The sequence below is a fragment of the Pseudomonas sp. AS2.8 genome (assembly GCF_014190935.1).
Lineage (GTDB): Bacteria > Pseudomonadota > Gammaproteobacteria > Pseudomonadales > Pseudomonadaceae > Chryseomonas.
On the sequence record NZ_JACHVV010000001.1, the window covers coordinates 217,692 to 238,284 of the forward strand.

General features: G+C 66.4%; 18 protein-coding genes. 8 read left to right on the forward strand and 10 right to left on the reverse strand.

The window, feature by feature from the left end:
- Positions 1–2: 2 nt before the first annotated feature.
- Positions 3–1,514: a malate dehydrogenase (quinone) gene (mqo, locus tag FHR73_RS00950; protein WP_183628840.1), complete on the reverse strand. Its 1,512-nt coding sequence runs from the start codon at positions 1,512–1,514 to the stop codon at positions 3–5.
- Positions 1,515–1,653: 139 nt separating this feature from the next.
- On the reverse strand, positions 1,654–2,562 hold the full coding sequence (locus FHR73_RS00955) for an AEC family transporter (RefSeq protein ID WP_183628842.1): 909 nt from the start codon (positions 2,560–2,562) through the stop codon (positions 1,654–1,656).
- A 430-nt stretch (positions 2,563–2,992) separates the two neighbouring features.
- On the opposite strand from FHR73_RS00955, the gene FHR73_RS00960 reads away from it, so the two are divergent.
- Positions 2,993–3,814, forward strand: coding sequence for an AraC family transcriptional regulator (locus FHR73_RS00960; RefSeq protein WP_183628844.1), 822 nt, complete (start codon positions 2,993–2,995; stop codon positions 3,812–3,814).
- Here the strand turns inward: FHR73_RS00960 and FHR73_RS00965 are convergent.
- Both FHR73_RS00965 and FHR73_RS00970 read right to left on the reverse strand, forming a co-directional pair.
- Positions 3,800–4,387 (reverse strand): LysE family translocator, encoded by a 588-nt coding sequence (locus tag FHR73_RS00965; protein ID WP_183628846.1) that lies wholly within the window; start codon positions 4,385–4,387, stop codon positions 3,800–3,802. The genes FHR73_RS00960 and FHR73_RS00965 overlap by 15 nt on opposite strands.
- Positions 4,388–4,589: 202 nt before the next feature.
- A complete protein-coding gene (locus FHR73_RS00970) occupies positions 4,590–6,812 on the reverse strand; it encodes an ATP-binding protein (RefSeq protein ID WP_183628853.1) in 2,223 nt (740 codons plus the stop codon).
- Between the two features lie 251 nt (positions 6,813–7,063).
- On the opposite strand from FHR73_RS00970, the gene tadA reads away from it, so the two are divergent.
- Complete coding sequence (gene tadA, locus FHR73_RS00975) at positions 7,064–7,567, forward strand: tRNA adenosine(34) deaminase TadA (RefSeq protein WP_183628855.1); 504 nt, start codon at positions 7,064–7,066, stop codon at positions 7,565–7,567.
- On the opposite strand, the gene FHR73_RS00980 is transcribed toward tadA, so the two are convergent.
- The 5 genes from FHR73_RS00980 to FHR73_RS01000 form a co-directional block, all read right to left on the reverse strand.
- Positions 7,564–7,962 carry a SufE family protein gene (locus tag FHR73_RS00980; protein ID WP_007160618.1) on the reverse strand — a complete coding sequence of 133 codons (399 nt, stop codon included), beginning with the start codon at positions 7,960–7,962 and terminating at the stop codon, positions 7,564–7,566. The genes tadA and FHR73_RS00980 overlap by 4 nt on opposite strands.
- Complete coding sequence (locus FHR73_RS00985) at positions 7,959–9,167, reverse strand: aminotransferase class V-fold PLP-dependent enzyme (RefSeq protein ID WP_183628857.1); 1,209 nt, start codon at positions 9,165–9,167, stop codon at positions 7,959–7,961. The genes FHR73_RS00980 and FHR73_RS00985 overlap by 4 nt, the downstream gene beginning before the upstream one ends.
- Before the next feature lie 50 nt (positions 9,168–9,217).
- On the reverse strand, positions 9,218–10,252 hold the full coding sequence (dapD, locus tag FHR73_RS00990) for a 2,3,4,5-tetrahydropyridine-2,6-dicarboxylate N-succinyltransferase (RefSeq protein ID WP_183628858.1): 1,035 nt from the start codon (positions 10,250–10,252) through the stop codon (positions 9,218–9,220).
- Between the two features lie 73 nt (positions 10,253–10,325).
- Complete coding sequence (locus tag FHR73_RS00995; protein WP_133862670.1) at positions 10,326–10,688, reverse strand: ArsC family reductase; 363 nt, start codon at positions 10,686–10,688, stop codon at positions 10,326–10,328.
- A gap of 131 nt (positions 10,689–10,819) precedes the next feature.
- Positions 10,820–11,260, reverse strand: coding sequence for a YhcB family protein (locus tag FHR73_RS01000; protein WP_064307427.1), 441 nt, complete (start codon positions 11,258–11,260; stop codon positions 10,820–10,822).
- Between the two features lie 185 nt (positions 11,261–11,445).
- On the opposite strand from FHR73_RS01000, the gene FHR73_RS01005 reads away from it, so the two are divergent.
- The 6 genes from FHR73_RS01005 to rpsI all read left to right on the forward strand — a co-directional run bounded on the left by FHR73_RS01005 (position 11,446) and on the right by rpsI (position 16,444).
- Complete coding sequence (locus FHR73_RS01005) at positions 11,446–12,081, forward strand: alpha/beta hydrolase (RefSeq protein WP_183628861.1); 636 nt, start codon at positions 11,446–11,448, stop codon at positions 12,079–12,081.
- A gap of 33 nt (positions 12,082–12,114) precedes the next feature.
- A complete protein-coding gene (locus FHR73_RS01010) occupies positions 12,115–13,464 on the forward strand; it encodes a tryptophan--tRNA ligase (RefSeq protein WP_183628863.1) in 1,350 nt (449 codons plus the stop codon).
- Between the two features lie 86 nt (positions 13,465–13,550).
- Complete coding sequence (gene zapE / locus FHR73_RS01015; protein ID WP_183628865.1) at positions 13,551–14,645, forward strand: cell division protein ZapE; 1,095 nt, start codon at positions 13,551–13,553, stop codon at positions 14,643–14,645.
- Positions 14,646–14,699: 54 nt separating this feature from the next.
- Entirely contained in the window at positions 14,700–15,401 is a 702-nt protein-coding gene (nfi, locus tag FHR73_RS01020) for a deoxyribonuclease V (RefSeq protein WP_183628867.1), read from the forward strand.
- Between the two features lie 206 nt (positions 15,402–15,607).
- Positions 15,608–16,036 carry a 50S ribosomal protein L13 gene (gene rplM / locus FHR73_RS01025; RefSeq protein ID WP_007160609.1) on the forward strand — a complete coding sequence of 143 codons (429 nt, stop codon included), beginning with the start codon at positions 15,608–15,610 and terminating at the stop codon, positions 16,034–16,036.
- Between the two features lie 15 nt (positions 16,037–16,051).
- A complete protein-coding gene (rpsI, locus tag FHR73_RS01030) occupies positions 16,052–16,444 on the forward strand; it encodes a 30S ribosomal protein S9 (protein WP_017640910.1) in 393 nt (130 codons plus the stop codon).
- Between the two features lie 686 nt (positions 16,445–17,130).
- On the opposite strand, the gene rne is transcribed toward rpsI, so the two are convergent.
- A complete protein-coding gene (gene rne, locus FHR73_RS01035) occupies positions 17,131–20,409 on the reverse strand; it encodes a ribonuclease E (RefSeq protein ID WP_183628869.1) in 3,279 nt (1,092 codons plus the stop codon).
- Positions 20,410–20,593 lie beyond the last annotated feature (184 nt).

The window sequence follows — 20,593 nt, forward strand, 5'->3', positions numbered from 1 at the left end:
CCTCAGACGTCGGCGATCCCCAGGACCTTGGCAGTCTCGGCGCGACTCTGCCGGCAGGCCGCCGCATCGGTCTTCAGATCGACGCCGTAGGTCGGCAGGATGCGCCTCAGTGCCGGCAGCCAGGCGTCTTCGGTGAGGCGCTCCGGGAAGCAGGTCTCCAGCACTTCCAGGGCGATGGCCGCTGCCGTCGAGGCGCCAGGCGAGGCGCCGAGCAACGCGGCGATGGAGCGGTCCGCGGCGCTGACCAGTTCGGTGCCGAATTCCAGTTCGCCCTTCTTGCTCAGCAGGCCGTGCTGGCCGGTGGGCTTGATGGTCTGCACCCGCTGCCCGGCCACGGCTTCCTGCCAGTCGCGCTTCAGCGCCAGGGGGAAGAATTGCTGCAGCATGGCGAATTGCTGGCTGGAGCTCTGGAAGATCTGCCCGATCAGGTATTCGGTCAGGTCCACATTGTCCTTGGCCACGTTCAGCAGCGGCACGATATTGTCGTGGCGCAGCGAGGTGAAGAGATCGGTCAGGGCGCCGTGCTTGAGGAAGCGCGAGGAAAAGCCCGCATAGGGCCCGAACAGCAGCGAGCGCTGGCCGCCGACGATACGGGTATCCAGGTGCGGCACCGACATGGGCGGCGAGCCCGAGGGCGCCTTGCCATAGACCTTGGCCTGGTGCCGTTCGGCCAGGGCCGGGACGTCGCAGCGCAGCCAGATGCCGGAGATGGGAAAGCCGCCGAAGCCGCGGCCTTCCGGAATGCCGGACTTCTGCAGCAGCGGCAGCGAGCCGCCACCGGCGCCGATGAAGACAAACCGGGCGGTGACCTCCGTCCGCCCGCCGTGCTTGACGTCCTCCACCGTCACCCGCCAGCGACCGCTGTCGGTCCGCGCCAGGTCCACCACCCGCTGGTGATAGTGCACGGCGAAACCGGATTGCTGGCTGAGCTGGCGCACCAGCAGGTGGGTGAGGGCGCCATAGTCGACGTCGGCGCCAGTGACCATGCGCGTTGCGGCCACCGGCTCGTCGGCCGTGCGGCCTTCCATGATCAGCGGTGCCCATTGGGCGATCTGCGCGCGGTCTTCGCTGTAGTCCATGCCGTGATAGCAGTGATGGGCGGTCATGGTGCGGTAGCGTTCGCGCAGGAAGGCAACGTTGTCCGCGCCCCAGACGAAGCTCATATGGGGGCAGGCATGGATGAAGGCCTGCGGATCGGGGATGGCGCCCTTGCGGACCAGATAGGCCCACAGCTGGCGCGAGAGATCGAACTGGGTGTTCACCTTGAGCGCCTTGGCGATGTCGACGCTGCCATCGTCCCGCTGCGGGGTGTAGTTCAGCTCGCAGTTGGCGGCATGGCCGGTTCCGGCGTTGTTCCAGCCCTGGGAGCTCTCCTGGGCGCAGTCGTGCAGACTCTCGAACAGCGTCACGCTCAGGCCGGGGTCGAGTTCCTTGAGCAGGGTGCCCAGGGTAGCGCTCATGATGCCGGCGCCGATCAACACGACGTCGGGTGAATCCGTGAAAGATAACGACATGCCAGGTTCCTCGCGGGCAGGGGGTTGACGGTTACGCAATACGACTGGGCGGCTGAGCGGCCGGAGGGCCATGGCGCGCTCCTGCTACCGCGCTGATCCGCCTGGGCCCGCGGCTTGCGCCTGGCGAGCGCCGGGCGGGCTAGAGCAGGGTGGTCAAGGCGATGCCCAGGGCGATACCCGGGATGGCGAGCAGGGTGCTGAACAGCACGCTCCGCGCGGCGTCCTCGGTGTAGACGCCGTGGGCCATCGCCAGCGTGGGCGCCGCCGTGGCCGCCGGCAGTACGCCGAGCAGGAACACCTGCTGGAGCAGCGCGCCCTGCAGGCCCACGGCCAGACCGACGCCCAGCATCACCAGCGGTTGCAGCAGATTCTTCAGGGCCACATTCAGCCCGATGTCGCGATCCAGCCGCGGTTGGATGCCGGACAGGATCAGGCCCAGGGTGAACAGCGCGACGCCCCCGGCTGCCCGGCCTATCTCGTCCGTCGCCGTCACCAGCAACTGGGGCAGGCGGATACCCAGCAGCGCACAGAGCAATCCCAGCAGCGGCAGGATCACCAGCGGCTGGCGCAGCGCCTTGCCGAGCGCCTGGCGGGCACCGCCGCCGCTCAACAACAGCAGCGACAGCGGGATGACCACTAGGGTGAAGATCAGGTTGCCGACGATCACCGCCAGCACGGCAGAGGGGCCGATGGCGGCGATCAGCACCGGCGGCCCGCAATAGGCCATGTTGGGAAAGGCTACCGTGATGCCGCGCATGGCCCCTTCGCGCCACGTCCGCCCACCGCGGTAGCGACCCAGTAGCAGGCCCAGCAGCCAGACGCCGATGAGTCCGGTAGCCAGGGTCGCCACATAGGGCAGGTTGAGGATCTGCGCGGCGCGGGTGTGGGCGGCGGCGAGGAACAGGGCGATGGGCAGGGCGAAGGTGACCACGAAGGTCGCCAGGGGCTTGCTCGCCGTCTGCGGCAGCACCTTCCAGCGGCCGGCGCACCAGCCCAGAACGGTGACGAAGACGATAGGCGCGAGTGCCTGGGAAATGGTCTCGATCATGCGCGAGACCCCTCGGCTGCCAGGGACGCGGCGAAAGACCGGCTGAATGGCGTTGGATCATCGAATGGACGGCGAGGCATCCGAAACTCCTGTGCCCGCCCAGATGCGGGTCTTCGATAATGGGACTCATCGCTGCCTTTTCCCGCGCAGCGCCAGCACCCGGGTGCCAGCCGCTACGCCTGAATGGCTCTGCAATGCAGGTTTACCTTCTCTCTGAGGGTAAATGGAAACATTTGTTTATATCTCTTGGTGCGACATTTCGTCGCATCTAGACCTTTGTCGGATTCCCTGTACGGTCTCGTCGTGCATTCGCTGAAGGCAGCGCAAGACCGCCCGCCCAGCCGGGTGCAGCGCCAGCAAGCGTCCGCTAAGCTGGCTGGCCTGGCCAGATACTGGCGTCCAGTGGAAGTACCCGGTGCAAGGAGACGGCATGACAGCGACCACCCCACGCTTCTGGCACGATCCCGCGCTGCCCTTTCTCGAAGCCCGTTCCATCCAGGATGGCCGCGCGCTCTGCTATGCCCCGCATTCCCACGAAACCTTCTCCATCGGTACCGTGCTGGGTGGGCGCAGTCGCTATCACAACGGCTCCACCCGAGAACTGGTGGGGGCGGGCACCCTGGTGCTGATGAATCCCGGTGACGTCCATGCCTGCAATCCGCAGGGCGAGGACGCCTGGCGCTATCGCATGCTGCACGTGGACGCCAGCTGGCTGGCCGAGCTGCAGCGCCCGGGGGCCGACGACTTCCAGCCGCTGGCCGTACAGCTGTCCCGTGACGCCCAGCTGTACGCCGGATTGGAAGCGCTGCATGCCTGCCTGACCGACCCGGATAGCCTTACCCTGCAGCGCCAGAGTCAGGCGCTGCTGTATTTCGAGGCCGTACTGGCCCGCCTGGGGCGTACCCCGGTAGCGGCGGCGCGGGCGCGCGAGGATCGCCGCCTGAGGCGCGCCGCCGAATTTCTCGATGCCCACTGCGGCGAGGGCGTCAGCCTGGACCAGCTCAGCCAGGTGGCGGATCTCTCGCCCAACCAGCTGATTCGCAGCTTTCGCCAACGCTATGGCCTGACGCCTCATGCCTACCTGATCGATCGGCGCATCCGCCTGGCGCGGCAACGCCTGCGTCAAGGCGCTGGCCTGGCCGAGGTCGCCCTGGCCACCGGCTTCGCCGACCAGGCCCATCTGCAGCGCACCTTCAAGCGCCTGGTGGCGGCCACCCCCGGTCAGTATCGCGCCGCTTCAGCCCTCCCATAGCAGCGACGCGGCGCACAGCACCAGCAGCGCCGCGAGGACGCGATTGAGCAGGCGCAGGCGAGCTGCCGACAGTGAATGGCCGCGCAGCCATTGGCCGGCCACGGCCCAGCAGGACAGGGAGGCAAAGCAGATCACCAGGTACAGGCCGGCAAACAGCGCCAGGCGCCCGCGATCTTCACCGACGAACAGCGCCACCCCGGCCGCGGCGGCGAGCCAGGCTTTGGGATTGAGCCATTGCAGCAGGGCGCCGTCGCGAAAGCCCGGGCAGGCCGTCATTGCGCCGCTGCCCAGGTCCCCCGAGGCTCGTGCCAGTTTTCCGGCCAGGTACAGCAGGAAGAGGGCGCCGGCCACGCGTAGGATCCAGAGCAGCGCCGGCCAGGTGGCCAGCACCTCGTGCAGGCTGAGACCGACGGCCAGTAGCAGGACGACGAAGCCCAGGGTGGCGCCGGCGACATGCCACAGGGCCGGTCGCCAGCCATGGACCAGGCCGGTGTTGAAGCCCACCAGATTGACCGGGCCGGGAGAGAGGGACGCCACCAGGGCAAAGGCGGCCATGGACAGGATCAGGGTCATCGCGAGGTCTCGACAGTTATGGAGACCTGAACCTAGCGAGGACGACCTCTGGCGGTATTGAAGAAAATGACCCTTCCAGCCCGACGAAAGGTGGGAATTCCCGGCGTTTCGCTGACGTCCATTACAGCGAGCCCAGCGCTCCCCCGGTGGTTTCAACGTCGCTGTCGGCCACCGGGGCTTTCTCTTCTCGAATCCTGGCAGGCTAGGGCGCGATAGGCAGGGTGAAACTGAAGGTGCTGCCCTGACCCAGCACGCTGGTGACGCTCAGCTCGCCGCCGTGGGCCTCGACGATGCCCTTGGCGATGTACAGCCCCAGGCCGTGACCGGTGGGATTGTCTTCCTGCACATGCCAGAAGCGCTCGAACACCCGTGCCTGTTGCGCCTGATTCATGCCGCGGCCGTTGTCGGTCACGCTGATCTCGGCCAGGTTGCCGAGCTGGCGCATGCTGAGTTGCACCAGACCACCTGGCGCGGTGAACTTGATGGCATTGCCCAGCAGGTTCATCAGTACCTGGAAGATGCGCTCGGCTTCCACCAGCACCTGGAGATCCGGATCGGCGGCGTATTCCAGGCTGATGTTCTTGATCTCCGCCAATGGCCGCGACAGCAGGATGGGTTGCGCGCAGACGTCCGCCAGACGCGCCGGTTTGAGGTCCAGCGCCAGGCGATCCGACTCGATCTTCGACAGGTCCAGCAGGTCGCTGATCAGCGCGTTCATGCGGTTGGCCGCGGTCTCTATCACCTGCAGCGAACTGGGCAGGCGGTCATCGCCCAGCGCCAGCTTTTCCAGTTGGCGCTGCAGCATCCCGACCTTCATCAGGATGATGGTGATGGGGCTGCGCAGGTCATGGGAAACCGCCGCGACGATCTCGTCGCGCAGGCGCACCGCCTGGCGTTCGCGTTCGACCTGACGCGCCAGGTCCAGCTCGATGGCCGAGCGACGCAGGTCCTTGGCGGCGAACAGATCGGCCGGGCGCCAGCGCTCGGAACGCAGGCGGACCAATTCCTTCCAGGCATCGAAGGAGCGCCGCGGATGCGGATAGTTGAGCCCCGGACCCGGCGCGGGTGACGTGCCTTCCAGCTTGGCCGGATTGCCGCTCCAGACCACGGTGGTGACGATCTCGGGCCGGAACCAGAGCACCAGGTTGCGCACCGGCTTGGGCAGCGCCAGTGCCAGGACACCACTGACCCTGTCGCTGTAACGGCGGGCCTCGGGTAGTTCGTCGGCCAGGCAGCGGGTCGCATAGATGCCCGAGGCATCCATTTCGGCCGTCACCCAGGCGGCGAGGAGCCGGATGTCTTCCGCACTCGGGCATTCGCCCAGGGTGGTGAGTTCATCCTCCACCAGCACCGCGACACCGGCGGCATTCACCAGCTCGAGGAGATCGGCGGGTCTTTCGCCGAGGCCGCTGAGCACCTCGCCACGGCTGTCGCACATGCCCTGGATCAGCGCCGCCAGTTGCGCCTCGCGGGCATCGATCTCGCGTTGCACCTGGCGATTTTCCAGCGCGCGAATCATCAGCGACACCAGCACCCCGACCGAGCGGCAGGCCATCCGGGTACGGAAGGGCAGATAGAGGGGTTCGCGATGGCCACAGCTGATCAGCCCCCAGAGCTTGTCGTCGCTGATCAGCGACACGCTCATGGACGCACGCAAGCCCTGGTTGCGCACGTACTGGCAATGGATGGGCGATACGCTGCGCAGCACGGCATGGGTCAGGTCGATCGGATCCCGTTCGGTGCCATGCAGAAAGGCCGGCACCAGCGGGACCGCCTCGTACTGGGCGTCGGGGATGTTGCGAATCCAGTTCTCGTGATAGAGCGCGCGGGCCTGGGCAGGAATGTCGGCCGCCGGAAAGTGCATGCCCAGATAGCTGTCGATGTCGTCGACGCGGTCCTCGGTCACCACCTGGCCATCGCCGCCATCATCGAAGCGATAGACCACCACCCGATCGAAGCCGGTAAGGGCGCGCACCTCGCGCACCGCGCCTTCGCACAGCTCGGGCAGGGTGCGCGCCTGCTGCAGGCGGGCCAGGGCGCGCGCCAAGCCGGCGGGCTCGACTCCGCCATGGTCGTCCGGCTCGAATTCCAGGAACACCAGGCCGTGGCTGCGATGCAGGATCACGTCCATGTCGCGGACCGGACGCGTCCAGCTCAGCGGATTGGCTTCTTCCAGATGCTCCAGGGTCAGCGCCTGCTGCACCTGCTCGAACAGCTCGAGGGGCAGTGCCTGCTGCAGTGGCCGATTCAGCAGCTCGACCTGCGGCTTGCCCAGCAACTCGGACAGGTTATGGCTGACATGCTTGATCAGCCACTCCGCCTCATCGAAGGCGATGAGGTAACCGTGTGCCTGGATCGCGCCTGGAATGCGGATCGGCTCGCTTTCGCAGCTTTGCAGCGACTGACCGGAAGGTGCAGCAATCATGCGACTGTCTCAGATGAACTCTTGAATAGGACCGCACCGAGGCGGTCCTGTTAAAGCTTTAGCACCGAATGGCTGTGAATGTGATGCCGATCACGTACGGCTTGCTGGCATCGCGCCAGTCTCGCATCGACATTATCCGATAACCATTATCGCGATCATTTTTTGCCGAAGGGTTCATCTTTGCTGTCGGATCCCATGGCTGGCCTCCCGCGCTGACGGCGGTATCATGGCGCTTTGATCAGAGTTCAGTCATGGCCCGCTTCCGCCCCTTGCCCATCATCGATCGCAGCCGGGATGACCTGTTCATGCGCGAGGCCCTGGTCCTGGCGGAGCAGGGCGCCGGGCAGGGCGAGGTGCCGGTCGGGGCCGTGGTGGTACTCGACGGCGAGGTCATCGGCCGCGGTTTCAATCGGCCCATCGGTGCCCACGATCCCAGCGCCCATGCCGAGATGGAGGCCATTCGCGATGCCGCCGCGCGTCTGGCCAACTACCGGCTGCCCGGGGCGACGCTCTATGTGACGCTCGAACCCTGCAGCATGTGCGCCGGCCTCATCGTCCACAGTCGCATCCAGCGGCTGGTCTATGGCGCCAGCGAGCCGCGCGCCGGCATGGCCCAGAGTCGCGGGCGCTTCTTCGAGCAGGACTTTCTCAATCACCGGGTCCTGGTGGAAGGCGGGGTGCTGGCCGAGGCCTGTGGCCAGGTGCTGACCGAATTCTTCCGCGCGCGACGTAATCCCGCGGTCAGCGAAGGCTAGGCCGCCAGTTCGCGCATCCGCGTGAGCACGGCGTTCAGGCCGTTGCTGCGCGATTGCGACAGCTGCCGTTCCAGTCCGAGTTCGCCCAGCCAGCCGTGGATGTCGAGGCGACCCAGTTCTTCGCGGGTCAGGCCGTTGGCGCGCACCAGCACCACGGCGAGCAGCCCCTTGAGCACCCGGGATTCGCTGCTGGCGCGAAAGAAGTGGCGATCGCCCTGGGCTTCATGGGTCAGCCGCACCCGGCTCTCGCAGCCCTGCACCAGATCCTCGTCGCGCTCCTCGAGCACCGCCGGCAGGCGCTCGGCCCACTGCAGCAGCAGTCGCGAGCGCGCTTCCCAGCCCTTGGCGATGACGAAGGCGCGGCGGGCTTCCGCGGCATCGGGAAGCAGATTCATCGCAGCAGCTCCAGGGCGTTGTCCAAGGCAGTGAAAAAGCGCTGCAGGTCCTCGGCATCGTTGTACAGGCCGAGGGAGACCCGCAGCGCACCGGGGGTCTGCAGGGTCTGGAACAGCGGCATGGCGCAATGCTGACCGGCGCGCACGGCGATGCCCTGCTCACCCAGCAGGTGCGAAAGATCACCCACATCGACGCCCGCGACCTGAAAGCTGGCCAGGGCGATCTGGGGTTCACCCAGCACCTGGACGCCGTCACGGGCAGCCAGCCCGGCCAGGAGCTTCAGGCTGAGCGCCTGCTCGTGACCGCGGATCAGCGTCTCGTCCTGGCCTTGCAGCCAGTCGACCGCCGCGCCCAGGGCGATGGCCGCGCCTATGGGCGGCGTTCCCGCCTCGAAGCCCATGGGCGCGGCGTGGAAGCGGGCGTCGGTGAAGGTGGTGTGCTGCACCATCTCGCCGCCGAACTGCCAGGGTTTGAGCCGTGCCAGGCCAGCGGCCTTGCCCCAGAGCACGCCGATGGCCTCGGGCGCATAGAGCTTGTGGCCGGAAAAGACATAGAAGTCGGCGTCGAAGTCGCCCGGACGGTGGCGGCCATGGACCGCGCCCTGGGCGCCATCCACCACCAGCCAGGCCGGCGAGCGCGCCCGTACCAGGGCCGCGAGCTCCGCCAGCGGCTGCCAGGTGCCGAGCACATTGGACAGCTGACTGACCGCGACCACGCGCGTCCGCGGTCCCAGCAGCCGCTCGGCGGCCTGCAGGTCCAGATGACCGCTCGGGGTCAGGGGGATGACCCTGAGTTCGAGGCCGCGACGCCGGGCCAGCTGCTGCCAGGGCAGCAGATTGGCGTGGTGCTCCAGGGCGCTGACGAGGATCTCGTCGCCCGCCTCGAAGGTATCTTCCAGCCCATAGGCCAGCAGGTTGAGCGCCTCGGTCGCGCCGCGGGTCAGCACCACCTCGTGCGGCGAGGTAGCGCCCAGCCAGGCGGCGATCCGTCCACGGGCGCCTTCGTAGGCAGCGGTGGTCCGCTCGGCGGCCCAGTGCTGGGCGCGGTGCACATTGGCCGCACCCAGGCTGTAGCTGGCCAGCAGGGCATCCAGCACCACCTGGGGCTTCTGCGCCGTGGCGGCGCTGTCGAGGTAGGTGATGCCATCGGCGGCAAAGGCGGTGAAAGCCGGAAACTCGGCTCTCCAGGGAGAGGGTAGCGACATGGCGACAGCTCCGGGGTAGCCCGCCTGGCGCGGGCTGCCCGGTTGTGGACTCAGTTGTGCGCGTGCAGCGCTTCGTTGAGTTCGATGGCGGTCTTGTTGGTCTTGCACTCGACCGCGCCGGTTTCCGAATTGCGGCGCAGCAGAAGGTCGCTCTGACCGGCCAGTTCGCGCGCCTTGACCACCCGTACCAACTGGTTCTGGTCATCCAGCACGGCGACCTTGGTACCCGCGGTCACATAGAGGCCGGATTCCACGGTGCAGCGATCGCCCAGCGGGATGCCGATGCCGGCGTTGGCACCGATCAGGCAGCCTTCGCCGACGCTGATGATGATGTTGCCACCGCCCGACAGGGTACCCATGGTCGAGCAGCCGCCGCCCAGGTCCGAGCCCTTGCCGACGAAGACGCCCGCGGAGACGCGGCCTTCGATCATGCCCGGGCCGGCGGTACCGGCGTTGAAGTTGACGAAGCCTTCGTGCATCACCGTGGTGCCTTCACCCACGTAGGCGCCCAGGCGCACGCGGGCGGTATCGGCGATGCGCACGCCAGCCGGCACCACGTAGTCGGTCATCTTGGGGAACTTGTCCACCGAGAAGACTTCCAGCAGCTTGCCGCGCAGACGGGCTTCCAGCTGCTCGGCCGGCAGCTCGGCCAGGTCCACGGCGCCCTGGTTGGTCCAGGCCACGTTGGGCAGCAGCGCGAAGATGCCGCTGAGGTTCAGGCCATGGGGCTTGACCAGGCGATGGGACAGCAGGTGCAGCTTCAGGTAGGCCTCGGGGGTGGAGGCGGGCGCGGCGTCTTCGGCCAGCAGGGTGGCGACCAGCGGCTTGTTGCTTTCCGCCAGGCGGGTCAGCAGCGCCGACTGCACGGCATCGATGCCCTTGAGGGCTTCGGCCAGGCCGCGGGCCTGGGCCGGGGCGAAGGCGATGGCCTGGTTGCCGCCCTGGTAGTCCAGCAGCGGCGCGACCGCCTCGACCAGCGCCGCCGGGGGATTCAGCAGGGGCTGTGCATAGAAGACTTCCAGCCAGGCGTCCTGGCGATTCTGGGTGCCGACACCGAAGGCGATACTGAAGAGGGCATTCGACATGAGACTGTTCCTTTGCAGAGGCACCGATCCGGTCGGTGCGAGATGTTCGGTAGTAGGGGCGGTAGCCGCGGGATCAGTTCAGGGCCGCGGCATAGAGCTCGGGCTTGAAGCCCAGCAGGGTACGGTCGCCGAGATCGAGCACGGGTCGCTTGATCATCGAAGGCTGCGCCAGCATCAGGTCGATGGCCCTGGCGGTATCGAGATCGGCCTTCTGGGCGTCGTCGAGTTTGCGGAAGGTGGTGCCGGCGCGATTGAGCACCTTGTCCCAGCCATGCTCCGCGCACCAGGCCGCCAGCCGTTCGCGGTCGATGCCGCTCTGCTTGTAGTCATGGAAGTGATAGGCCTGGCCATGCTCGTCGAGCCATTGGCGGGCCTTCTTCATGGTGTCACAGGCCTTGATGCCGTAGAGGCTCAGGCCACTGGCCGCTGCGGGCATGGCGTTCTCCTGCGAAAGACTGCAACCGCAGATTATGCCATGACGGGCCGGAAAAGGGCCGGGCGTCGCGCCCTGAGTGAAGAGGGCAGGCGCCGGAAAGCGGAAGGCCGGGGAGTCCCCGGCCTTGGCGATTAACCGCGGCTTTTCACACCGTAGGTTTCATCGAGGGTACCGGGGGTGCCGTCACCCTTGGGCGCGTAGTCCCGCGGCGCTTCGGTCGGACCGTCGATGCGCTCGCGACTGGAGGGGTAGCGCTGCTCGGCGCTGTGCAGCGAGGCCAGCAGGTGCTGACGGGTCAGCTCGTCCTGGGCCAGACGCTCGGCGCCTTCGGACAGGTGCGACTGCATGTCCTGGTAGGTCTGGGTGAGCTTGCGCACCAGGCCGGCGGTGGTGCTGAAGTGGCTGGTGACCTCGTGCTGGTAGTCGTCGAACTTCTTCTGCAGGTCATCCAGCTGGCGCTGCACGCGGCTCGGCGCGGCACCCGGCACCAGGCGCGCCAGCAGAAAACCTATCCCGACCCCGATCAGCAGCGCGATCAGGGGCAACAACCAGGTAGTGAGCGACTGTTCCACGAAACTTCCTCTATGAGCGGCTTTGCTTTACGGTAACGGCAGACCGGCGAGCCTGTACACTGGGTTGCGTCTTCTGCCATTCGCTGGGCGTCATCATACCCCGCAGTCAGGCATCGCGCAGGATCGACCCTATCAAAATCAACTCCTTGGATGAGCACTGTTCGTCCGGGATCACGGAGTCAAGCGTGTCAGCCCGTGAACAATCCCTGCTGCTGGAGGGCCCCGCGGGCACTCTGGAAGCGCTGTACCAGAGCCCGGATGCCCCCACCGGCGCGGTCCTGCTCTGTCATCCCCATCCGCTCCATGGCGGCGCCATGCAGAACAAGGTGGTCGCCACCCTGCAGCGCATCGCCCGGGACGCCGGCCAGGCCACCCTCAGATTCAACTTCCGCGGCGTCGGCGCCAGCACCGGCGTGCATGCCGGCGGTGAAGGCGAGATCGACGATGCCGCGGCCGCCGTGGCCTGGTTGCGCGACCGCCACCCTGAGCTGCCGCTGACCCTCTGCGGTTTCTCCTTCGGCTCCTGCGTCGCCGCCTGCCTCGGCGGTCGCCTGGAAGGCGAGGGCGTGGCGGTGGAACGGCTGTTCATGCTGGCGCCGCCGGTGGAGCGTTTCGCGGTCGACGGCCGCCTGCCACAGCGGGCGCGCCTCACGGTGATCCAGCCCGAGGCCGACGAAGTGGTGACCCCCGAGCGGGTCTACGCCTGGTCCGCCGCGCTCGAACAGCCGCACGAATTGCTCCGCGTCGCCGAATGCAGCCATTTCTTCCATGGCAAACTCGTCGAACTCAAAGATCTGGTCCTGCCACGCCTGCAGGCCTGACCCTCGTTAGTCTCTCGGATTCCCAGCGCCTCCATGACCACTCGCATCCTCACTGGCATCACCACCACCGGTACCCCGCACCTGGGCAACTACGCCGGGGCCATCCGCCCCGCCATCCGCGCCAGCCTGGCCGACGATGCCGATTCCTTCTATTTCCTCGCCGACTACCATGCCCTGATCAAGTGCGACGACCCGGCGCGCATCCAGCGTTCGCGCCTGGAGATCGCCGCCACCTGGCTGGCCAGCGGCCTGGATCCGGAGCGGGTCACCTTCTATCGCCAGTCCGACATCCCCGAGATCCCCGAACTGACCTGGCTGCTCACCTGCGTCGCCGGCAAGGGCCTGCTCAATCGCGCCCATGCCTACAAGGCCGCGGTCGACCGCAACCTGGAGCAGGGCGAGGACCCCGATGCCGGAGTCACCATGGGGCTCTACAGCTATCCGGTGCTGATGGCCGCGGACATCCTGATGTTCAACGCCCTGCGCGTGCCGGTCGGGCGCGACCAGATCCAGCACGTGGAGATGGCCCGCGACATCGGTCAGCGCTTCAACCACCTGTTCGGCAACGGGCGCGATTACTTCGCCCTGCCCGAGGCGGTCATCGAGGAAAGCGTCTCCACCTTGCCCGGCCTTGACGGCCGCAAGATGTCGAAGAGCTACGACAACACCATCCCGCTGTTCGGCAGCGCCAAGCAGCTCAAGGACGCCATCGCCCGCATCGTCACCGATTCGCGCCTGCCCGGCGAGCCCAAGGACCCCGACAGCGCCCACCTCTTCACCCTCTACCAGGCCTTCGCCACCCCCGAGCAGAGCGCGGCCTTCCGCGCGGCCCTGCAGGACGGCCTGGCCTGGGGCGAAGCCAAGGGCCAGCTGTTCGAGCTGCTCGACGCCGAGCTGGGCGAGGCCCGCGAGCGCTACGCGGCGCTGATCGCCCGGCCCGATGATCTGGAAGACATCCTGCTGGCCGGCGCCGCCAAGGCTCGCCGCTATGCCACGCCCTTCCTCGGCGAGCTGCGCGAGGCCGTGGGCCTGCGTTCGCTCAAGACCCAGGTCGCCACCGGCGGCACCAAGAAGAAGGCCAGCAAGACCGCCCGCTTCGTCAGCTTCCGCGAGAGCGACGGCAGCTTCCGCTTCCGTCTGCTCGATGCCGACGGTACCGAACTGGCCTTGTCGATTCCCTTCGCCGAAGCCAAGACCGCCGGCATCACCAGCAAGCAACTGGTCACCACGCCGGCCAGTGTCGTGGCGGGTGAGGGCAACGGCTTCCAGCTGCTGCTGGACGATCAGGTCGTCGCCGAGGGCGTCCCTGGCGACTCCCCCGCCGCGCGCGATGCGCTGATCGAGCGCACCCGGACCGCCCTGGCGCAATTGGCCGAGGCCTAAAGGGCACCCGCGGTCCCCGGCGTTGTCAACGCCAGGGACCGCCATTACAGTGACCACCCTTTTTTCCCACCCGACCAGAAGCCGCCATGACCCCCCTCGAGCGTTACCAGGCCGACCTCAAGCGCCCGGAGTTTTTCTACGATGCTGCCCAGGAAGAGGCCGTGCGCCATCTGCAGCGCCTCTATGACGAATTGCTCGTCGAGCCCGCCGCCAAGGGCGGCCTGTTCGGCAAGCTGCTCGGGCGCAAGACGGTCACGCCGGTCAAGGGTCTGTATTTCTGGGGTGGGGTAGGGCGCGGCAAGACCTATCTGGTCGATACCTTCTATGACGCCCTGCCGTTCAAGCAGAAGATGCGCACCCACTTCCACCGCTTCATGAAGCGGGTCCACGAAGAGCTGCGCACCCTCAAGGGCGAGAAGAATCCGCTGACCATCATCGCCCGGCGCTTCGCCGACGAGGCGCGGGTGATCTGCTTCGACGAATTCTTCGTTTCCGACATCACCGACGCCATGATCCTGGCGACCCTGCTGGAAGAGCTGTTCAAGAACGGCGTGAGTCTGGTCGCCACCTCGAACATCGTGCCCGACGGCCTCTACAAGGACGGCCTGCAACGCGCGCGCTTCCTGCCGGCCATCGCACTGCTCAAGGAGCACACCGAGATCGTCAACGTCGACAGCGGCGTGGACTATCGCCTGCGCGCCCTGGAGCAGGCCCAGCTGTTTCACTATCCGCTGAGCGACGAGGTCGAGGCGGCGATGGCCAAGAGCTTCCGTTCGCTCACCGTCGAGTGCAACGACCTCTGCGAAGACGTGCCGCTGATGATCGAGAATCGCGAGATCCGCGCTCGGCGCACCTGCGAAGATGTCGCCTGGTTCGATTTTCGCGCCCTCTGCGACGGTCCACGCAGCCAGAACGACTACATCGAACTGGGCAAGATCTTCCAGACGGTGCTGGTCAGCAACGTCGAGCAGATGGATGCGCTCAAGGACGACATGGCGCGGCGCTTCATCAACCTGGTCGACGAATTCTACGATCGCCAGGTCAAGCTGATCCTGTCCGCCGAGGTCGAGCTCAAGGACCTCTATTCCGGTGGCCGCCTGGAGTTCGAATTCCAGCGTACCCTCAGTCGCCTGCTGGAAATGCAGTCCCACGAATACCTGGCCCGTCCGCACAAGCCGTGAACCCTGCCCGGGTTGAAGGATCAATCCTTTGACCCAGGTTCTCGGGAGGTACGTGTGAATTCCGATCCCTTCGCCGATTGGGACGGCTCGCCCGCCCAGGCGCGCATTCTGCAGAAGCAACTGGCCCGCCAGGTCCTGCTGCACGACGACTTCGGCGCGCCGCGGCGCTATGCCGGCGTCGACGTGGGCTTCGAGGAAGGCGGCGAGATCACCCGTGCCGTGGCCGTGTTGCTCGATGCCGAAACCCTGCAGCCGCTGGCCCATGCCATCGCCCGCATTCCCACTGTGATGCCCTACGTGCCCGGCCTGCTGTCCTTTCGGGAATTGCCGGCGCTGCTCCAGGCGCTGGCGCAATTGCCGGAGACTCCCGATCTGGTGTTCTGCGATGGCCACGGCATCGCCCATCCCCGCCGACTGGGCATCGCCGCTCATCTGGGCGTGGTCACCGGTCTGCCGACGATCGGCGTGGCCAAGAAAATCCTGACCGGCCATCACGGCGAACTCGCCGAGACGCGCGGCAGCCAGGTCGACCTGCTGGATCGCGAGGGTGGGGTGATAGGCACGGTGCTGCGCAGCAAGGATCGGGTCAAGCCGCTGATCGTCTCGCCCGGGCACCGGGTCGGTCTGGCCACCGCGCCCGCGCTGGTCATGGCCTGCGTAAGGCGTCACCGCCTGCCGGAACCGACGCGGCTGGCCGATCACCTGGCCTCGCGCCGCCAGGGTTCGGCAGCGACCCAGGCGCTATTTTCTTTCTAGCTTCCGGTTGCTTTTCTGGTGTGAACGGGTATCATGCCGCAGCTTTCTTGGCGGGGGATGCCTAAGCCTGCCGAGATCGCCGTAGCGGACGCCGACCCGAGCCCCCGAAGAGCGTCTGTTTCCGGCTGCCCCCGACTTGTCTGGGGTTGCACTGTTGTGTAGAATTTGCCGTCTTTTTACCAGGGCGGCCTCTGAGGCCATAGAGAATGAAAACTTTCACCGCAAAACCGGAAACCGTTAAGCGCGACTGGTACGTCGTCGACGCTGCTGGCCAGACTCTGGGTCGTCTGGCTACTGAAATCGCCACTCGCCTGCGTGGCAAGCACAAGCCCGAATACACCCCTCACGTTGACACCGGCGACTACATCGTCGTCATCAACGCCGAGCAGGTTCGTGTGACCGGTGCCAAGACTACCGACAAGATGTACTACCATCACTCCGGTTTCCCGGGTGGCATCAAGTCGATCAACTTCGAAAAGCTGATCGCCCGTGCTCCCGAGCGCGTCATCGAGACCGCCGTCAAGGGTATGCTGCCGAAGAACCCGCTGGGCCGCGACATGTATCGCAAGCTCAAGGTGTACAAGGGTGCGAACCATCCGCACACCGCTCAGCAGCCCCAAGAACTCAAGTTTTAATCGGGATAGTACAACATGTCGGCAACTCAAAATTACGGTACCGGCCGTCGTAAGACTGCCACCGCTCGTGTCTTCCTCCGTCCGGGCACTGGCAAGATCTCCATCAACGATCGCGCTCTGGACACCTTCTTCGGCCGCGAAACCGCGCGCATGGTCGTGCGTCAGCCCCTCGAGCTGACCGAGACCCTGGAGAAGTTCGACATCTACGTCACCGTCGCTGGCGGTGGTGTGAGCGGTCAGGCCGGTGCTATCCGTCACGGCATCACCCGCGCTCTGATCGAGTACGACGAAGGCTACCGCAGCTCGCTGCGCAAAGCCGGTTACGTCACTCGTGACGCCCGTGAAGTCGAGCGTAAGAAAGTCGGTCTGCGCAAAGCGCGTAAGCGTCCGCAGTACTCCAAGCGTTAATCCTCCGGGATACGCTCGAAAAACCCAGCCCAATGGCTGGGTTTTTTTATGCCCGGGATTTTTCCCGCATGGGCGCTGGAGCCTCCGGCAGGCAGGCTATCTCGCCCGGCGTTGGGCTTCGCTGCGCTCAGCGCCAACCTGCTCGGTATGTCGAGGCACCGTAGGTTGGGCTGAGGCAGCTTCACCGCCGAAGCCCAACAGCCCAGCCATCCCGCCCAATGTCGGGCGCCTCCACGCCCGGCACCAACCTGCCCGGTATGTCGGGGCACCGTAGGTTGGGTTGAGGTAGCTCCATCGCCGAAGCCTCTGGCAGGCAGGCTATCTCATGCCCAGCGTTGGGCTTCGCTGCGCTTAGCACCAACCTACCCGGTATGTCAGGGCGCCGTAGGTTGGGTTGAGGCAGCTCCACCACCGAAGCCCAACAGCCCGGACATCCCACTCAATGCTGGGCTTCGCCAAGCTGCCTGCTATGTCAAGGCGCCGTAAGGTGGGCTGAGGCGGCTCCGGCGGGCCGCCCGCTACCAGGGCCTCTTCCCTGGCCTCGGGCTCGGCGTCAGGCCGCACAAGGCTTGCATGGCCTTGTCTGGGACGGTGCGAGCTCGTACTCGGTCGCGTACCATCGCCTGTACGGATTCCAGGCATAAAAAAAGGGGCGCCGAGGCGCCCCTTTTCATGGGTGGCTGAGATCAGCCGGGATGATTTTCCCGGGAGTCCTTGAGCTTGCGATCGAGTTCCGCCTGAATGGCTTCATCCGATTTTACGGCATCGGCCTTGGGTGCTTCTTCAGTGGCACTCTCCTGACCGGTCAGGGCAGCGCTGGCCGCTTCTTCCTGGGCAGGGCTGGGCACGACCTCGACGGGCTCTTCCATCACGATCGGTGCCGACTCGGCCTCGGCTGCGGGCAGTTCTTCGGCTGCCTGGACGGGCTGGACCTCGGGCGCCTGCTGCGGCTCCACAGTGCCTACCGCTGCGGTAGCGAAGGTTTCCTCGGTTTCGGCGATGGCGCCCAGCGCGGGTGCCTCGGCCTGCTGCTCGGGCTGGTTGGCGCGAGCGGCTTCAGCTTCACGAGCCATGCGCTCACGGCGACGACGCTCGCGCGGGTCGTTGGAGGCGCGACCTGCGGCCGACTCTGCAGCTTCGGCTTCGACCGGTGCGGCAGGAATAGCGGCAGGGGTCGTGACCGGAGCGACCTGCTCGGCGGCGGGTGCAGCAATTTCCACTTCCTGGTGCGGCGCACGCTCGTCCTGCAACTGGCTCACGTTGGGCGTGAGGATCTCCGGCTGGGCCGGTGCTTCGGCGGCAGACTGCTCCACCGCGGTTTCCCGGGTGACTTCAGCGGCCGGGGTGTCGGCAGCCACTACCGGCTCATGCTCGCGAACCTCACGAGCCTCTTCCTGGGTGGCGACGGCGGTCACGCTCTCGCTCACCACGACAGCGGTACCCAGCGCGATGGCGGCTGGCGCCACAGTGGCGTCGGTGCCCGGCTCTTCGTCTTCGATGAAGTTGCCATTGGCATCGCGCTGACGCTCGCGACGGTTGCTGCGGCGACGCTGACCGCGGGAACGGCGACGCGGACGCTCTTCGCCTTCTTCCAGCTCGTCATTGCCTTCCAGCACTTCTTCTTCGTTCAGCTCTTCGGCGCTGGCCGCTTCCTGACGCTCTTCGCGAGCCTTGCGCTCTTCGCGGGGCTGACGCTCTTCACGTGGCTTGCGCTCCTCGCGAGGCTGACGCTCTTCACGCGGCTGGCGCTCTTCGCGAACCGGACGCTCTTCGGCACTCACGCGTTCTTCGCGCGGCTGGCGCTCTTCACGGGGTTGACGCTCTTCACGCGGCTGACGCTCTTCGCGAGTGGCGCGCTCCTCGCGGGGCTGACGCTCTTCGCGCGGCTGACGCTCCTCGCGCGGCTGGCGTTCTTCACGCGGTTGACGCTCTTCGCGAGTGGCGCGCTCTTCGCGGGGCTGACGCTCCTCGCGCGCCGGGCGGTCTTCGCGGGCCTGGCGCTCTTCGCGAGGCTGACGCTCTTCACGCGGCTTGCGCTCTTCACGGGCCGGGCGCTCGCTGCGCTCGCCACGATCGGCGCGCGGCTGGCGTTCTTCGCGCGGCTTGCGCTCGTCGTCACGGCGGCCTTCACGGCGACGATTCTGCTGACGACCGTTGCGACGCTCGTCCTGGCTGCGTTGCTCGTCGCTGCTCTTGGCGGCGACCGGTGCGGCAACGGCCTTGTCGGCCATCGGCTGCTCTTCGGTCTTGCCGGCGAACAGGCTGACCAGGGACTTGACCAGGCCCTTGAACAGATTGGGCTCGGCGGTGGCCTTGGCGGCAGGCGCGACGGGCGCCACGACTTCGGCGGTGACCGGAGTGGGGGCCGGTGCGCGCTCGGGCGCGACCTTCACGGCCGCTTCCTGGCGCACCAGGGTACGGGTGGAGCTGACCGGCTGTACTTCTTCGGCTTCGGTGTTGGCCATCTCGTAGCTGGACTGGCTGTTCAGCAGCTCGGGATTGTCGTCACGCAGACGCTGCACTTCGAAGTGCGGGGTCTCGATGTGATCGTCCGGCAGGATGATGATGCGCACGCGGGTGCGCAGCTCGATCTTGGTGATGCTGTTGCGCTTCTCGTTGAGCAGGAAGGACGCGACCTGGATGGGTACGTGGGCACGGACCTCGGCGGTGCGATCCTTGAGGGCTTCTTCCTCGATCAGGCGCAGGATGGCCAGCGACAGGGATTCCACGTCGCGGATGATGCCCTGGCCGTTGCAGCGGGGGCAGACGATGCCGCTGGTTTCGCGCAGGGAAGGGCGCAGGCGCTGGCGGGACATTTCCAGCAGGCCGAAGCGGGAGATGCGACCGATCTGCACGCGGGCGCGGTCGGCTTCCAGGGCTTCGCGGACGCGATCTTCCACGGCGCGCTGGTTCTTGACCGGGGTCATGTCGATGAAGTCGATGACGATCAGGCCGCCGATGTCGCGCAGGCGCAGCTGGCGGGCGATTTCCTCAGCCGCTTCCAGGTTGGTCTGCAGGGCGGTTTCTTCGATGTCGCCACCCTTGGTGGCGCGCGCCGAGTTGATGTCGATGGACACCAGGGCTTCGGTGGGATCGATGACGATGGAGCCGCCCGAGGGCAGCTTCACTTCGCGCTGGAAGGCGGTCTCGATCTGGCTTTCGATCTGAAAACGATTGAACAGCGGGACGCTGTCCTGGTACAGCTTGATCTTGCTGGCGTACTGCGGCATCACCTGGCGGATGAAGCTCAGGGCTTCTTCCTGGGCTTCGACGCTGTCGACCAGGACTTCACCGATGTCCTGGCGCAGGTAGTCGCGGATGGCGCGAATGATGACGTTGCTTTCCTGATAGATCAGGAAGGGGCCCTTGCGCTCGCCCGAGGCTTCGTTGATGGCGGACCAGAGTTGCAGCAGGTAGTCGAGGTCCCACTGCAGTTCCTCGGTGCTGCGACCCAGGCCGGCGGTGCGCACGATCAGGCCCATGTCGCCCGGGGCGTTCAGGCCGTTCAGGGCTTCGCGCAGTTCGTTGCGCTCTTCACCCTCGATGCGGCGGGAGATGCCGCCGGCGCGGGGATTGTTGGGCATCAGCACCAGGTAGCGACCGGCGAGGCTGATGAAGGTGGTCAGGGCGGCGCCCTTGTTGCCGCGCTCTTCCTTTTCGACCTGGACGACTACTTCCTGGCCTTCGGAGAGCACTTCCTTGATGTTGACGCGGCCTTCCGGGTTCTTCTTGAAGTATTCCCGGGAGATTTCCTTCAGCGGGAGGAAGCCGTGGCGATCGGCGCCGAAGTCGACGAAGGCGGCTTCCAGGCTGGGTTCGATGCGGGTGATGCGGCCTTTGTAGATGTTGGCCTTTTTCTGTTCGCGGGCTCCGGACTCGATGTCCAGATCGAACAGACGTTGACCGTCGACCAGGGCAACCCGCAATTCCTCGGGCTGGGTCGCGTTGATGAGCATTCTTTTCATGTAATACCACTACGTTCCAGGCTCTCGGCCCGCGTGGTGGCAACAGGATTCAGGAGAAGGGTGCACGGGGTCGTATCGAAGCCGGTCCAAGCCGGCCTTCGTGTCCAGCAGCAGGCCCGGAGGGCGTGCCGCGACTACGTCTCCTGCAGGCGCTTGAGCGACTGCCGTTGCAGCTCCACAAGAG